The organism is Glaciecola sp. HTCC2999, from assembly GCF_000155775.1.
In the GTDB taxonomy this organism is placed as follows: Bacteria; Pseudomonadota; Gammaproteobacteria; order Enterobacterales; family Alteromonadaceae; genus Opacimonas.
The window spans coordinates 54,309-68,587 of sequence record NZ_DS989814.1; the positions used below are offsets into that span (position 1 = coordinate 54,309).

At 41.6% G+C, this 14,279-nt stretch carries 18 protein-coding genes; 6 read left to right on the plus strand and 12 right to left on the minus strand.

Features of this window, described 5'->3' with window-relative positions; genetic code table 11:
- The first annotated feature begins 112 nt into the window (after window positions 1–112).
- Window positions 113–892: a sulfite exporter TauE/SafE family protein gene (locus G2999_RS09695; protein WP_010181090.1), complete on the plus strand. Its 780-nt coding sequence runs from the start codon at window positions 113–115 to the stop codon at window positions 890–892.
- A 113-nt stretch (window positions 893–1,005) separates the two neighbouring features.
- On the opposite strand, the gene G2999_RS12340 is transcribed toward G2999_RS09695, so the two are convergent.
- The 3 genes from G2999_RS12340 to tal form a co-directional block, all read right to left on the minus strand.
- Complete coding sequence (locus G2999_RS12340; protein ID WP_010181093.1) at window positions 1,006–1,251, minus strand: DUF3545 family protein; 246 nt, start codon at window positions 1,249–1,251, stop codon at window positions 1,006–1,008.
- 352 nt (window positions 1,252–1,603) lie between these two features.
- The gene (gene pgi, locus G2999_RS09705; RefSeq protein WP_010181095.1) at window positions 1,604–3,241 is read right to left on the minus strand and encodes a glucose-6-phosphate isomerase; all 1,638 of its coding nucleotides are present in this window, start codon (window positions 3,239–3,241) and stop codon (window positions 1,604–1,606) included.
- A 4-nt stretch (window positions 3,242–3,245) separates the two neighbouring features.
- Complete coding sequence (gene tal / locus G2999_RS09710; RefSeq protein ID WP_010181097.1) at window positions 3,246–4,199, minus strand: transaldolase; 954 nt, start codon at window positions 4,197–4,199, stop codon at window positions 3,246–3,248.
- A 202-nt stretch (window positions 4,200–4,401) separates the two neighbouring features.
- On the opposite strand from tal, the gene G2999_RS13420 reads away from it, so the two are divergent.
- Entirely contained in the window at window positions 4,402–4,560 is a 159-nt protein-coding gene (locus G2999_RS13420; protein WP_010181099.1) for a hypothetical protein, read from the plus strand.
- Between the two features lie 71 nt (window positions 4,561–4,631).
- On the plus strand, window positions 4,632–5,414 hold the full coding sequence (yaaA, locus tag G2999_RS09720) for a peroxide stress protein YaaA (RefSeq protein WP_010181101.1): 783 nt from the start codon (window positions 4,632–4,634) through the stop codon (window positions 5,412–5,414).
- Window positions 5,415–5,459: 45 nt separating this feature from the next.
- Here the strand turns inward: yaaA and G2999_RS09725 are convergent, their stop codons facing one another.
- Genes G2999_RS09725 through G2999_RS09740 form a run of 4 tightly spaced genes read right to left on the minus strand, consistent with a single transcriptional unit; the run spans window position 5,460 to window position 8,012 of the window.
- Window positions 5,460–5,891, minus strand: coding sequence for a DUF4426 domain-containing protein (locus tag G2999_RS09725; RefSeq protein ID WP_010181103.1), 432 nt, complete (start codon window positions 5,889–5,891; stop codon window positions 5,460–5,462).
- 9 nt (window positions 5,892–5,900) lie between these two features.
- Complete coding sequence (locus G2999_RS09730) at window positions 5,901–6,443, minus strand: YggT family protein (protein WP_010181105.1); 543 nt, start codon at window positions 6,441–6,443, stop codon at window positions 5,901–5,903.
- 20 nt (window positions 6,444–6,463) lie between these two features.
- The gene (proC, locus tag G2999_RS09735) at window positions 6,464–7,300 is read right to left on the minus strand and encodes a pyrroline-5-carboxylate reductase (protein WP_010181107.1); all 837 of its coding nucleotides are present in this window, start codon (window positions 7,298–7,300) and stop codon (window positions 6,464–6,466) included.
- A gap of 4 nt (window positions 7,301–7,304) precedes the next feature.
- The gene (locus G2999_RS09740; protein ID WP_010181108.1) at window positions 7,305–8,012 is read right to left on the minus strand and encodes a YggS family pyridoxal phosphate-dependent enzyme; all 708 of its coding nucleotides are present in this window, start codon (window positions 8,010–8,012) and stop codon (window positions 7,305–7,307) included.
- A 36-nt stretch (window positions 8,013–8,048) separates the two neighbouring features.
- Between G2999_RS09740 and G2999_RS09745 the strand changes: the two genes are divergently transcribed.
- Both G2999_RS09745 and G2999_RS09750 read left to right on the plus strand, forming a co-directional pair.
- The gene (locus tag G2999_RS09745; protein WP_010181110.1) at window positions 8,049–9,077 is read left to right on the plus strand and encodes a type IV pilus twitching motility protein PilT; all 1,029 of its coding nucleotides are present in this window, start codon (window positions 8,049–8,051) and stop codon (window positions 9,075–9,077) included.
- Between the two features lie 118 nt (window positions 9,078–9,195).
- A complete protein-coding gene (locus G2999_RS09750; protein WP_010181112.1) occupies window positions 9,196–9,513 on the plus strand; it encodes a DUF2007 domain-containing protein in 318 nt (105 codons plus the stop codon).
- A gap of 10 nt (window positions 9,514–9,523) precedes the next feature.
- Here the strand turns inward: G2999_RS09750 and ruvX are convergent, their stop codons facing one another.
- From ruvX to G2999_RS09770, 4 genes are read right to left on the minus strand one after another with little or no spacing between them, the layout of a single operon-like run.
- Entirely contained in the window at window positions 9,524–9,937 is a 414-nt protein-coding gene (gene ruvX / locus G2999_RS09755) for a Holliday junction resolvase RuvX (protein ID WP_010181114.1), read from the minus strand.
- On the minus strand, window positions 9,937–10,497 hold the full coding sequence (locus G2999_RS09760) for a YqgE/AlgH family protein (RefSeq protein ID WP_010181116.1): 561 nt from the start codon (window positions 10,495–10,497) through the stop codon (window positions 9,937–9,939). Before G2999_RS09760 ends, ruvX begins: the two co-directional genes overlap by 1 nt.
- Before the next feature lie 9 nt (window positions 10,498–10,506).
- Window positions 10,507–11,466, minus strand: coding sequence for a glutathione synthase (gene gshB, locus G2999_RS09765; RefSeq protein WP_010181118.1), 960 nt, complete (start codon window positions 11,464–11,466; stop codon window positions 10,507–10,509).
- Window positions 11,463–12,197 carry a 16S rRNA (uracil(1498)-N(3))-methyltransferase gene (locus G2999_RS09770; RefSeq protein WP_010181120.1) on the minus strand — a complete coding sequence of 245 codons (735 nt, stop codon included), beginning with the start codon at window positions 12,195–12,197 and terminating at the stop codon, window positions 11,463–11,465. Before G2999_RS09770 ends, gshB begins: the two co-directional genes overlap by 4 nt.
- Before the next feature lie 272 nt (window positions 12,198–12,469).
- On the opposite strand from G2999_RS09770, the gene G2999_RS09775 reads away from it, so the two are divergent.
- Entirely contained in the window at window positions 12,470–13,291 is an 822-nt protein-coding gene (locus G2999_RS09775) for a mechanosensitive ion channel family protein (RefSeq protein ID WP_050751051.1), read from the plus strand.
- 137 nt (window positions 13,292–13,428) lie between these two features.
- Here the strand turns inward: G2999_RS09775 and G2999_RS09780 are convergent, their stop codons facing one another.
- Complete coding sequence (locus G2999_RS09780; RefSeq protein WP_010181124.1) at window positions 13,429–14,223, minus strand: M48 family metallopeptidase; 795 nt, start codon at window positions 14,221–14,223, stop codon at window positions 13,429–13,431.
- Window positions 14,224–14,279 lie beyond the last annotated feature (56 nt).

The window sequence follows — 14,279 nt, forward strand, 5'->3', positions numbered from 1 at the left end:
GTAACCTTGTGTGAATTGAGCATTGAATTAATCGCCTGGGTGAAAGGTAATATGAGATAGAGCTTCATCTTATGACAAGCTATAATCGAATTCCAAATGAGTTGTGTGAGCGATGCTTGTGTTTTTTGATGCGTTTTCATTGATGCCACTATGGGCATTATTAGCAGCAATCGCGGTGACGCTTGTTGCCGGGTTTGTGAAGGGGGCAATAGGCTTTGCGATGCCGTTGATTATGATTTCGGGATTGTCGCTGTTTTTAGATCCTGTGATTGCCATATCAGGCATTATTCTTCCAATTGTGTTATCTAATTTTTTGCAAGTGGCGCGCTTTGGCAAAGATGAGGCCATGATTGCCGTTAAAGAATATTGGCGCTATATTTTGATCGTCTGTTTGATGATCCTGATCGTGGCCCAATTTGTGATGGCCATTCCCACCCAAACATTTTACCTTATCTTAGGTATACCGGTTGTGGTGTTATCGGTGATCCAGTTACTGGGTGTAACCTTCCATATACCGACTCACCACAGGCGATTATCTGAGTGGGTTATTGGCACCTTTGCAGGCGCATTAGGTGGATTAACGGGGACATGGGGACCACCAACGGTTTTGTATTTAATTGCATTACAAACACCAAAAGCGAAGCAAATATTGGTACAAGGTGTTGTGTATGGACTTGGTTCAGTGAGTTTATTGGCAGGTCATCTCAAATCCGGAGTATTGACTTTAGAGACTGCTCCTTTTTCTGCATTGTTACTTATTCCTGCATTCTTGGGGATGCACATGGGATTTCGTTTTTCAGATCGGCTCGATCCTGCTTTGTTTAAACGTATTACTTTGATCGTGTTGATTTTAGCTGGGGCAAACTTAGTAAGGCGAGGAGTTATGGGCTAAGAAGTTCTGACAGCCAATGCCTAACTTAAACCACAAAAGATAGACGAAACCAAATGGAGCAGAAAATACATAGAAAAAAGGGTAGATACCTAAGTAACTACCCTTCGAAATTATCATTCCTCGTCGAAGAAGTCGTAATCATAATCGAGCGTATTGAGCTCTCTTTTTAAACGTTTTTCTTCATTGATGGCTTCTATTTCACGCCATTTATGCCTTCTATTTTTACGTTGCAATTTATTAGACTGATACTCGCTTTCCAACATGGTTAATTCTTCCATAAAAAATTCCGTATAAGAGTCGCTTCCATCGTCATCTTGTAGATCATTACTATCTTTGTATTTACTGTGTGCAAATGACATAAGCAGGTTACCTAAAAAAATAGACTACTTTTAAAAAAATTTAACTAGGTTGCATGATATTGCATCCACGTTAAAATCACACTTTGGTGATTTTTGGAGTATTTATTAATCATCATAAAATTACCAGATTATCTATAGAAAAAATGGTTATATAAACCTAATAATAAGTTTTAATTTCTTCTATGTTAAATCACACACAGGTAGTAATTAGAAGAATCAAATATGTTTGTTGTTCAGATAGTGAATAGCCGCTCTGTGATGCCTTGTGTGAATTAGTTTGCATGGTGGAATCGCAAAAAAAAGGGTAATGCCAACCGACATTACCCTTCTTATATCATCATTCAGATGACAATTATTTTAAGCTGTCTCTAAATTGATTAATGAGTGCTTGAGTTGAGCTGTCCATGGAAGCGTGCATGTCACCTGAATGAATCGCATCAAGGACTTGATTACCTAACACCTTACCTAATTCAACGCCCCACTGATCAAAGCTATTAACGCCCCATACAACACCTTGCACAAATACTTTATGTTCATATAAAGCGACCAAAGCACCTAATGTAAACGGGTCTAACTGTTCAAATGTAATCGTGTTAGACGGTTTATTACCCGGCATAACTTTGTGTGCTGCAAGTGTATCTTTCTCGGCGTCACTGAGCGCATCAGGCAGCTCTGCACGACATTCATCAAAGGTTTTACCTTGCATCAGTGCTTGGGTTTGACCAAAACAATTCGATGCGAGCATCGCATGATGGGTATCATCTTGGTTTGGCACTCGCAGTGGCATGATAAAGTCCGCAGGGATTATAGTATCGCCTTGATGGATCAACTGATGGAATGAATGCTGCCCATTGGTCCCTTCTGAACCAAAAATTATTGGGCCGGTCGCGTAGTCAACTGCACTACCGTCAGCTACGTTACGTTTTCCGTTAGATTCCATATCTAATTGTTGTACATAAGCTGGGAAGCCACGCAAATAATGATAATACGGTAATAACACATGACTTTGCGCATCTTGGAAATTACGATACCACACGCCTAGCATGCCTAAGATCATGGGTAGGTTTTGCTCAGCTGGTGCACTTTGGAAATGTTGGTCCATCGCGAAAGCCCCTTTTAATAAGGCTTCAAAATGCTCATAACCAATCGCTAGCGCAATCGGCATTCCGATGGCAGACCATAAAGAATAACGACCACCGACCCAATCATCCATTGGGAATACCAGTTCAGGGTTCATCCCAAACTCAACGGCAGCAGGCACATTCGATGAAATGGCTGCGAAATGCGTTGCAATCGCCTCTGCGGGAGCACCTGTGCCTAAGAACCAAGCTTTCGCTGTTAAGGTGTTTTGTTTTGTTTCTTGAGTACCAAATGACTTCGAAGACATCAAGACTAATGTCGTTTCAGGATCACGTTGCGCTAGGACATCTTGGATATGACAGCCATCCACATTGGCGACAAAGTGCACCTTTAACTTATTAGCATGATAAGGCAACAATGCCTCTGTCATGATTTTAGGCCCTAAAAATGACCCACCAATGCCAATACTGACGACATCCGTAATCGCTTTGCCGGTGTAACCTGTGTGTGTACCATTGTGTAATGACTCAGTAAATGCTTTGATTTTGGCTCGCGTCGCTTGAACCGCAGGCAGCACATTTTCGCCATCAACATAAATAGGTGCATCACCAAAATTACGTAGTGCAGTATGCAGCACGGCACGATTTTCGGTGTAATTAATCGGCTGACCAGCAAACATGTTCGCGCGAGCTTGAACGACATTCGCTGTGTCTGCTAATGCAAGTAATTGGTCAAAGATACCTTGGGTAATCGTATTTTTTGAAAAATCGATATTGATGCCACATGCACTTTGCGTAAATTGTGCGGCTCGATTCGGTTCGTTATTAAACCAATCGCGCATATGCTCATTTTTGTGTGCTGTAGCTAATGTTGCCAATGCCTGCCATGGCGCGCTGCTAGTGATACTCATAAAATTATAACTTTGCCTCTAATAACGCTTCTAATTTGATTTGGTCTTTGGTGAAGTTACGAATACCTTCAGCGAGCTTCTCAGTCGCCATTGCATCTTCATTCATATCCCAACGATATTCACTTTCAGTGAGTGCTGCAGGTGGAGTTTGAGTTGCTCCGTTATCCGTTAATTTAACAGTTAGCTCGCCTGTGGTATTGGCTAATTCTTCTAATAATGCTGGCGCGATAGTTAAACGATCACAACCTGCTAACTCGATGATTTCATCGGTGTTACGGAAACTTGCTCCCATAACAACCGTTTTATAGCCATTCGCTTTATAATATTCGTAAATTTTTGATACCGATTGCACACCTGGATCTTCAGCACCCGGGAAGCTATCTTTACCGGTAGCATTTTTATACCAATCTAAAATGCGGCCTACAAATGGTGAGATTAAGAAGACACCGGCTTCAGCACATGCACGTGCTTGGGCAAAAGAAAACAATAATGTCAGGTTACATTGAATACCTTGTTGTTCAAGTTGCTCAGCGGCTTTGATGCCTTCCCAAGTGGACGCGATTTTAATTAAAATACGGTCTTTACTGATCCCTTCATCTGCGTACATAGCGATAAGTTTTTGTGCTTTTGCCACAGTCGCTTCAGTATCAAAAGATAAACGCGCATCGACTTCGGTGGATATACGTCCTGGAATAACACCCACGATTTCTTTACCAATTAATACTGCTAATTTATCTGATGCATCGGCCACTTGTTGTGCCGTATCCGCACTTTGGCTTTTAGCCCAAACAATCGCATCATCAAGGATAGCTGTATATTGGGGAATATCTGCGGCTTTGAGTAATAATGATGGGTTAGTAGTAGCATCGACAGGTGCATATTTTTTGATAGCATCGACATCGCCAGTATCGGCGACTACAGTAGTCACTGCGCGTAATGCACTTAGTAAATCAGACATAATTTTCCTTGAATAGTAACAATGACTATAGGTTACCTTGCTGATGCTAAAATGGCTAGGATCTATTAAGGTTTTTTGGCCATAAGATAACCGATTATGTTGATTGTTTTATTTAATTAGCACAAGCTCAAGATAGGTCGCATAATTATTCCGTCAAATGTCATAATGCATTTGAAAATAAATAAGTAAATAGGTGACTATCATGAAAAAATCAGTGACAACAAATGTGCGTTTAAGTGTAATTGAGTTAGTATTGCCTCAAACAAAAAACGCATCTAATGCAGTAAAAATTGAATGTAATTATGCAAATAATTATTATGGTGATCAGATGTGCCTGGTATCGAGTAAAAAACCACAATAAGCATCCTATTTAGTTTGCTTATATCAATACTCATCAGTACTTTCACCAAAATCGCTTAAGGAAATATCAGTATGTTAATGGTCGTCTCACCAGCAAAAAATTTAGATTATAAAACGCCTTTGAAGGTGAGTGCTCATTCACAGCCTGCTTTAATGGCGCAGACTGAACCATTATTGGCTCGCTGCCAACAATTAACGCCAGCCGATTTATCATCATTAATGGGGATTAGCGATAAGCTTGCGCTCTTAAATGCGGAGCGTTTTGCCTCATTTGAGTTGCCTTTTACCGCAGATAATGCGCGACCGGCAGCATTTGCTTTTAATGGTGATGTGTATGCCGGACTCGATGCTGGCTCGATGAGTGAAGCTGATATTGAATTTGCTCAGGCGCACCTGCGGATTTTATCTGGACTTTATGGCGTGTTGAAACCGCTGGATTTGATGCAACCTTACCGCTTAGAGATGGGGACAAAATTAGCTACCGAGAGTGGTAAAAATCTGTATGAATATTGGGGTCACACGATCACAGATCACCTGAATGAAACATTAGCGACCCATGACACACAAGTAGTGGTGAATTTAGCATCGACCGAGTATTTCTCAGCAGTTAAACCTAAGGGCTTGAATGCACACATTATCACCCCTGTTTTTAAAGACGAGAAGAATGGCAAAGTGAAAATCATCAGTTTCTATGCCAAAAAAGCACGAGGAATGATGGCGCGTTATATTATTGACAAGCGCATTGATACAGTAGACAAACTCAGTGAATTTGATGAGGCTGGTTATCGTTTTGCGCCTGAGCAAAGTAGTGACACTGAACTGGTCTTTGTCCGCTTGGAAAAAGACCGTCTCTAATTATCACATGAAAAAAGAACGCGACAATGTTGCGAAATGATGAAGTTAATCAACAAACATTTCTTGTTTAAAGGTCAGCTTTTCAGAAATGTCGCGTTGCTTAATTTCAATATCAAACGTGTAATTTTCTTTATGTCTAAATGATAGAGGAGCAAGATAATAGATAGCGTCTCCATCAATCACACGTTTAAATTTTAATTCTTTCGTGGTACCAATTAAATTACGAGCGGTACCATTGATATCAATGCGTTGTGCTGCTTGGGAATTTTTATCTAATACTGAAATGTTGATAATAGCGTTGTATTTACTCCGAATAAATCCATTTGCTTTGGCAATTTCAGGGGTTAAAAAGGTCGTAGGGAAAGCAATATAATGGACATCCCAAGGGCCTAATGTCACCTTTTGTTCAGCATTGACAGATGAGCTGCAAAACAATAAAAACGCACTCATTACACCCCAAATATACATCTTATTCATATGTTTTCCTTAAAACGGTCCGAGAAAATCAGTCAACAATAATTGTATGAATTGTAGGGCTAAGATTGCAATCAACACCGATAAATCTAATCCGCCCATTGGAGGGATGATTTTACGGATCGGTGCTAGCATCGGTTCAGTTAATTGCGATAAGACGTATTCAAACGGATTACTGCCTTGCGATACCCAGCTTAAGATGGCGCGCAGTATAAGCATCCAAAACACCAGTGATAAGAATTCTTTTAATAATGTCATCGCGCCTAAAATCAGCACTGCCACTGGATTAAACGCTGAGTTTGAAAAGAACAGACTAATCACGGCGACTTTAGCGCAGGCGATAATCAATGCCAGCACAAAAGTGGCAGTATCGAATTTACCCAGTGATGGAATGATTCGGCGTAAAGGCCCAATAATAGGCTGAGTCGCTTTCACCACAAACTGAGAAAATGGATTGTAGAAATCTGCTCGTACAAATTGTAACCACAAGCGAAGTATAACCACCATGAGGTAGAGGTTAAATAAAGTATCAACTAAAAAATAAGTAGCGCTCATAGGTATCCTGTTATAAAAAATTACATGCTAGATTGCATTTCAATGGCACGATCTACTGCCGCTTGCATCGCTCCGGCTATTATATCGGCAAGTTGAGCTTGATTGAAGTGCTCAATTGCTTTAGCCGTGGTGCCGCCTTTTGACGTCACGTTTTCTCTTAAGGTACTAAATTCTATTTCTGGCTGAGCAATCAACATCGCACCTGCGCCAGCTAATGCTTGGCCAACTAAGCGTTTAGCATCTTGTGCAGGTAACCCAAGTGCTTGTGCTTTTGCTTGCATTGCCTCGGCGAATAAGAACACGTAAGCCGGTGATGAGCCTGCTGCTGCAATCACCGTATTAATATCACTTTCTTGTTCCACCCATAAAACGTCACCTACCTGAGCTAAGGCAAATTCAGCTGCCTCTTTTAATGCGATAGGCGTGTCTATATCGGCATATAACCCTGTCATCCCCATACCAATGGCCGATGGTGTATTAGGCATCGTACGTACGATTGGGCGATCTGCTTGGAGCATTTTTTGAAGTCGTTCAACCGTGACTCCTGCCGCGATCGAGATGAATGAACATGCTGCTATTGCTTCTTCCGGGAGTGCCGTACATACGCTTGCAAGCATTTGCGGTTTTACTGCTAATACAATGGTCTTGGCAAAAGTCAGAGCCGCTTGGTTATCTTGACTAATATGGATACCAGTAGCCGCTGTTAATTCATCAAGTTTAGTGCGACTCGGGTTTGTCGCCATGATTAAGTTACTTGGATAACCACCAGCAACCATGCCCTTGATAATGGCTTGGGTCATGTTGCCGGCACCGATAAAAGCGATAGGTTGAGGCGTAAAATCGTGTGAAATTGTCATATGTTTAATCCTTTTTCGGTGATGGCGTGCGTTGCCCAAAAATGCCAGTACCCACTCTTACCATTGTCGAACCTGCTTCAATCGCTGGGCCAATATCGCCGCTCATCCCCATGGATAAGATATCTACATCGGGGAAATTAGTTTGTAATGCCTGATATAAGTGTGCCAAACGTTCAAAGCTATCTCGTTGCTCTGTGATGATTGACGTTGCTTTTGGTATGGCCATGATCCCGCGTAGTGTTAGTTGTGGCATCTGGGCGATTTGTGACGCAATGGCGGGTAATTCTTCTGGAGTAATACCTGCTTTTGTTACCTCATTATCGATATTGACCTGAATGCATACTTGTAAAGGCTTCTGGTCCACAGCACGTTGGTTATTCAAACGTTGGGCTATCTTTAAGCGATCAATGCTATGACACCAATCAAAACATTCTGCGATAAATTTACTTTTATTGGATTGTATAGGGCCGATAAAGTGCCATACCAAGTCGGATAAATGGGCTAACGCGTGCACTTTTTCTACGCCCTCTTGTACGTAGTTTTCGCCAAAGTGGCGTTGTCCAGCATCATATGCTTGGATGACATCAGATATAGGTTTAGTTTTGCTAACGGCCAATAATTGAACCGAAGCAGGTTCACGGTCTGCGTCTTGGGCTAAAACTGTTATTTGAGACAGTATGTTTTCAATGTTCTGTGCAATAGTATTCGACATAGTCTTATTTTAATGTGTTCCCAATAAATTAACGATATGAATATTACCGAACTTTTAGCCATTAGTGTCAAAAATAACGCATCAGATTTACATTTATCTTCAGGTTTACCGCCGCTGATAAGAGTCGACGGTGATATCAGGCGATTAAATATGCCATCACTGAATCACCAACAAGTCTTAGCATTAATCTACGAGAGCATGAATGATAGGCAGCGTGTAGAGTATGATACACATATGGAAGTAGACTTTTCTTTTGAAAAGGAGGGCTTAGCTCGTTTTCGCGTAAACGCCTTTGTACAAAACCGAGGGGCGTCAGCGGTATTCAGAACCATTCCTAGTAACGTACTTTCTTTGGATGAGATTAACGCGCCGCAAATATGTAAAGACATCATTAGGCAGCCTACCGGTATTATTTTAGTCACAGGGGCTACGGGTTCGGGCAAATCGACTACACTGGCAGCTATGATAGATTATCTAAATACTCATGAACGGATGCATATCTTGACTGTGGAAGATCCGATTGAATTTGTTCATAAAAATAAGCAGTGTTTGATTCATCAGCGTGAAGTGCAGCGTGATACCAACAGTTTCTCTAAGGCTTTGAGATCAGCCTTGCGTGAAGATCCTGATGTGATTTTAGTCGGAGAGCTACGAGATTTAGAAACAATACGTCTGGCTATTACCGCGGCAGAAACGGGTCATTTAGTGTTTGCTACCATGCATACCAATTCAGCTCCCAAAACCATTGATAGAATTATCGATGCCTTTCCTGCAGGTGAAAAGTCTATGGTACGTTCAATGCTCTCTGAAAGCCTACGAGCAGTGATTGCTCAACGTCTCATTAAAAGAGTAAACGGTGGCCGTATAGCAGCTCATGAAATTATGGTTGGCGTACCCGCTATACGGAATTTAATTCGAGAAGATAAAGTATCGCAGATGTTTAGCGTTATACAAACCGGGCAGCATCATGGGATGCAAACGATGGAACAATGCCTGCAACGCTTAATCAATCATGGGGAAATTACACAACAAGATGCAGGTAAATTATTAAGCGCGGGTTGCTAAATACGAATCAACCATGGAAAGATGATGGGTACTTGATGAGATTGCCTAACATCGTCTACTATGACGTAATACACTTGTTGAATTGAGTGTCTACTCCATCCAATGATAAAGGAAAATGATGCCCGTTTTTTATTATGATGCACAAGTATTTAAAGTCTATCAGGTTAAACAACTGCTCGATGATGCGCATATTCCTTGTCTGGTAAAAAATGACTTTGCACAGGGTGCGGTGGGAGAAATAGCCCCTTTAGATAGTGCTCCGGAAATCTGGCTGGTAGATGAGCAGTGGCGTCCGAAAGCGCAACAACTGGTCGATAACTTCCTCGCTGAACTACAGTCGGCAAGCGATGCTGGGGATTGGGTATGTGGTGAATGCCAAACGGATAATGAAGCTAGTTTTGGCATTTGCTGGTCGTGTCAAAGTGGTCGTGAATAATGGCTCACAATCAATATTGAGATTCACACCAAGCTTCAAAGATGACACATGCAGAGACACTATCGACTTTATCTTTACTCAGTTTTTTATATCCGCCCAGTTCGAATAATCTTGCTTTAGCATCTGTAGTGGTGAGTCGTTCATCGACTTCAAACACCTGGCTTTTACATCGAGCGCTAATACGCCGTCCGAATTTACGCGCCCGTAATGTCATTTCTTGTTCAGTACCATCCATATTTAAAGGTAATCCGACGAGCATCGCGGTGGGTTGCCATTGAGCATGTAATTCAGTAATGGTATCCCAATTTGGGATCCCATCGTTGGCTTTAATCGCTGCAAGTGGCTGAGCTGTGCCTGTGATCGTTTGTCCTACAGCTACGCCAATACTTTTTGTCCCAAAATCAAAAGCAAGGTAAGTACTCACTATGCGTGACCTGCTTGTTCAGTCAGCTGCCACGGTTCGATACCTAATGCTTTAATTGCGCCGTTCCAACGCAAATGTAACGGAGTGCCAAACACCAATTCATGAGAGGCTGGGATAGTGAGCCATGCGTTATCCGCTAATTCTGTTTCTAATTGACCTGGTGACCAACCGGCATAACCTAATGCAATAATTTGCTTTTCAGGCCCTTTGTCATTGCCAATGCATGCAACAATATCTTTAGAAGTGGTAACAGTAAAGTCATCATTAAGCCGTAAACTGCCTTCCCATTCACCATGCGGATAATGCAACACAAACCCGCGGTCGGGACTTACAGGGCCACCTTTGATAATGATTTGGCTAGCTTTATCTGGGTTGACTTCAGCTTCAGGGGCAGCTTGCTCGACCATTTCAGCAAGATTCATTTCAATCGGGATATTTAATACAATTCCCATTGCGCCTGCATCACTGTGTTCACAGATATAAATGACTGAACGTTTGAAAGAAGGGTCAAGTAGTGACGGCATGGCAATGAGTAGATGATTGGCAAAACTGTTGTTCACAATAATTCCTTAACTCGCCTGGCTAAGCACACGTTGTTCAATGGCATCAAACAATTTACCACAGATGTTGACGCCTGAAGCTTTTTCAATTTCCCGTACACACGTTGGTGAGGTGATATTAATTTCTGTCACACGATCGCCAATGACATCCAATCCAACAAATAAAATACCGTGTGCCAATAATGTCGGTGCAATGTTTTCAGCTAATGCTCGGTCACTATCAGAAATAGGTTGTGGCCGTCCCACTCCTCCTGCCGCTAGATTACCTCGCGTTTCGGTACCTTGAGGTAAACGTGCTAAGCAATATTCCATGACTTCACCATTGACGATTAAAATCCGTTTATCACCGTCTTTAATCGCGGGTAAATAACGCTGAAACATCGCCAGTTTCTCACCATTATGGGTCAAGGTTTCAATCACGACCCCTAAATTATTAGCATCTTCTTTGATTCTAAAAATGGAAGCTCCCCCCATACCATCTAAAGGTTTGCAAATAATGTCATGATGCTTTGCATGAAATGCTTTTGCTAATGCTTTATCGCGTGTGACTAATGTATCAGGGATTAATTCAGGAAAGTAAGCGGTAAATAATTTTTCATTAAAATCCCGTAAGGCTTGAGATTTATTCACCACTAGAACACCCAGCTTTTCAGCCAGTGAAAAAATATGGGTCGCATAAATAAATTGGTCATCAACAGGAGGGTCTTTACGCATGAGTAAGGCATCAAAATTTGCGAGAGGCTGTACCTTACTATCTCCTAGGGTATAGAAATCTTCGTTTTGATCTGTCACTTGGAGTGATTGTGTCTTGGCATAAGGTACACCGTTATCAATATACAAGTCCTGCATTTCGATGTAATCAATATGATAGCCGCGACGTTGAGCTTCTAAACATAATGCAAAAGATGTATCTTTGTAGGGCGTAATATTAGCAATCGGATCCATAACAATAGCAATGCGTAAACTCATAACGTGAGATCTCCATATGTTGCTTGAATAATCGCAATTGATGCAATTGCGGCGGTTTCCGTGCGAAGCACACGCGGTCCTATCTTAACGGTATTAAATCCGGTTTGCTCTGCACCATAAGTTTCAGCCTCGCTGAAGCCTCCCTCAGGACCGATTAGAATACGTATGCCATGCTGTGTAACAGGCAATGCCTGTAGATGCTGCTGAGCATGTGGATCAAATGTAATGCGATATTGCTCGGTTGATTGCTTACACCATTCACTCAATGTGATAGGCGGGTGTAATATTGGCAGTACATTGCGTCCTGATTGTTCACAAGCACCGATAATCACTTTTTCCCATTGCACGAGTTTTTTGGCCCAACGTTCAGGTGATAGTTTTACGTTACACCGCTGCGTGATAATGGGAGTAATTTCGGTGACTCCTAACTCTGTCGCTTTTTGTAATACCGTTTCCATACGATCGCCTTTCGCGATCCCTTGACCTAAATGAATCGGGAACTTAGATTCTGCACCAATGGCGAGTTTCGCATCGACATTCACAATGACTTTACGTTTATGTACTTCGTTAATTTGGGCTGAGTACTCATTACCATCCCCATTAAATAATACTAAGGGTTGGTCTTGTTTAACACGCAGTACATTGATTAAATGATGGGCACTTTCATTATCAATCGTCAGTGCGGCATCGACAATTAATGGTTCAGGAACAAAAACTCGGGTAATACGCATAATTATAAAGGTAGTTTATTTTTATTAATTGTAACAATACCTATGTTTGGTCGCTAGCATAAACCTGAAGTTATTTATTTTACTTTGTAGTTTACTTGAACTAAGTTAGAAGTAAGTTATGAATGAGTTATTAACACATCACTTTTGTCAGGTAGATTATAATTATAGGGAAACAAGTAATGTCAATTTTAGATTTGTGGGTGGCGTTCTCACAAGATTCAACCCCAGTATCGCCTCAATCTTCTGAAACCCCAGTACAGCAGGTGCTTAATATGGGGGAGCAGATTGAAAATTTCGATGTACAACATTTTATTGATGTCTATGTCATGCCTTGGGGGATTAATATTATCCTGGCAATCGTCATTTATATTATTGGTAAAATGGTAGTAAAAACGCTGGTGGGTATATTTGGCAAAATTATGGCCAAATCGAAGTATGATGATATGTTGGTCGACTTCTTAAAATCCATCGTCAATGCGTTTCTAATGCTGTTTGTTATTGTGGCTTCGCTTGATCAACTCGGCGTGGATACAACTTCTCTAGTGGCTATTTTAGGGGCAGCCGGTTTAGCAATTGGTTTGTCATTACAAGGCTCACTTCAGAATTTTGCCGCAGGTGTTATGTTGCTGGTGTTTCGTCCTTTTAAAGCCGGTGACTTTGTCGAAGCCGGAGGTGTATCAGGTTCTGTCATCAATATAGGTATTTTCTCAACCATTATGAGTACCCCTGATAATAAAGAAATCATCGTGCCTAATGGCAACATCTATGGTGATAATATTACCAATTACTCGGCAAAATCGACCCGTCGCGTGGATATGGTTTTCGGGATTGGCTATGGCGATGATCTACTCAAAGCGAAACGCGTGTTAACATCCATGTTAGACGCTGATGAGCGTGTGCTTAAGGAACCGGCATATACTGTTGCTGTGGGAGAGCTTGGTGATAGTTCGGTTAATTTAGTCGTGCGACCTTGGGTGAAATCGTCAGATTACTGGGGCTTGAAATTTGATTTTACCGAAGCGGTTAAGTTACGTTTTGATCAAGAAGGGATATCAATCCCGTTCCCGCAAATGGACGTGCATTTAGATAAATAATGTCATGCTCATTGCTCAAGAGTCGTGCTAAGCAAACAAGGTCACTTCATTCATCAGTGACCTTTTTTATGCTTGAACATTAGGACATCACGCGCAATAGTAAACAAAGCCGTGATAACTCTGAACTTTGGTCAATACTATTGAATACAATTCGGTTTGTTGGCAGCGGCGCGATAATCTGCCATCACTGATGGTATAGCGGCATTTAATGCTGCAATCCTCGTATCGTTTGCAGGGTGAGTCGATTGCCATTCAGGTGGCGCACTGCCTTTGGCTGCTGCCGCCATATTTTCCCATAATTTGGGTGCAGCATGCGGATTAAACCCCGCTTTGGCCATAAGTTGTAAGCCAATGAGATCGGATTCTGATTCGTGGGCGCGACTAAATGGTAAATTAACACCATATTGTGCCAGTAACCCTGCACCAGCCATCATCAATGCTTGATTTTTGTTGGTGACACCGGCACTTTTTAAGCCGACATTGGTAATTTGCAGTCCTAAATTAGATAAGGTCGCAATCGACATTCTTTCATTACCATGCTCAGCAATCACATGGCCAATTTCATGCCCCATCACCGATGCTAATTGGTCAGGTGTTTCTGCTACTTTTAGGATGCCAGTGTATACACCTATTTTTCCACCAGGTAAGGCAAACGCATTGATTTGCTCGTCATCAAAGACCACGACTTCCCAGTCGCCATCAAAAGTGCCAGTGGGGATATGCGGTATTAATGCATCTGCAATACATTGTACATACTGATTTTCAATGCGCTGAGTTGATACTTTTTGTTCAGACTTGAATGCGGCAAAGGTGTCATTGCCCATTGAGTTAAGGGTGTCGCTGGAAAATAATTTAACTTGATTTCTACCCGTAGGAGAAGTCGAGCAGGCAATAATACCTGACAGTAAAACCACATAAATAAAGATTCGCATAGCGTCATTCCTTGAAATTCTAATGAGTCTTTATTTTAGTATCAGTGGCTTAAATA

Excerpts from the sequence above, each read along its gene's own strand:
- G2999_RS09695 (WP_010181090.1), top strand. The coding sequence starts at position 113 with ATGCTTGTGTTTTTTGATGCGTTTTCATTGATGCCACTATGGGCATTA.
- G2999_RS12340 (WP_010181093.1), bottom strand. The coding sequence starts at position 1,251 with ATGTCATTTGCACACAGTAAATACAAAGATAGTAATGATCTACAAGAT.
- pgi (WP_010181095.1), bottom strand. The coding sequence starts at position 3,241 with ATGAGTATCACTAGCAGCGCGCCATGGCAGGCATTGGCAACATTAGCT.
- tal (WP_010181097.1), bottom strand. The coding sequence starts at position 4,199 with ATGTCTGATTTACTAAGTGCATTACGCGCAGTGACTACTGTAGTCGCC.
- G2999_RS13420 (WP_010181099.1), top strand. The coding sequence starts at position 4,402 with ATGAAAAAATCAGTGACAACAAATGTGCGTTTAAGTGTAATTGAGTTA.
- yaaA (WP_010181101.1), top strand. The coding sequence starts at position 4,632 with ATGTTAATGGTCGTCTCACCAGCAAAAAATTTAGATTATAAAACGCCT.
- G2999_RS09725 (WP_010181103.1), bottom strand. The coding sequence starts at position 5,891 with ATGAATAAGATGTATATTTGGGGTGTAATGAGTGCGTTTTTATTGTTT.
- G2999_RS09730 (WP_010181105.1), bottom strand. The coding sequence starts at position 6,443 with ATGAGCGCTACTTATTTTTTAGTTGATACTTTATTTAACCTCTACCTC.
- proC (WP_010181107.1), bottom strand. The coding sequence starts at position 7,300 with ATGACAATTTCACACGATTTTACGCCTCAACCTATCGCTTTTATCGGT.
- G2999_RS09740 (WP_010181108.1), bottom strand. The coding sequence starts at position 8,012 with ATGTCGAATACTATTGCACAGAACATTGAAAACATACTGTCTCAAATA.
- G2999_RS09745 (WP_010181110.1), top strand. The coding sequence starts at position 8,049 with ATGAATATTACCGAACTTTTAGCCATTAGTGTCAAAAATAACGCATCA.
- G2999_RS09750 (WP_010181112.1), top strand. The coding sequence starts at position 9,196 with ATGCCCGTTTTTTATTATGATGCACAAGTATTTAAAGTCTATCAGGTT.
- gshB (WP_010181118.1), bottom strand. The coding sequence starts at position 11,466 with ATGAGTTTACGCATTGCTATTGTTATGGATCCGATTGCTAATATTACG.
- G2999_RS09770 (WP_010181120.1), bottom strand. The coding sequence starts at position 12,197 with ATGCGTATTACCCGAGTTTTTGTTCCTGAACCATTAATTGTCGATGCC.
- G2999_RS09775 (WP_050751051.1), top strand. The coding sequence starts at position 12,470 with ATGGGGGAGCAGATTGAAAATTTCGATGTACAACATTTTATTGATGTC.
- G2999_RS09780 (WP_010181124.1), bottom strand. The coding sequence starts at position 14,223 with ATGCGAATCTTTATTTATGTGGTTTTACTGTCAGGTATTATTGCCTGC.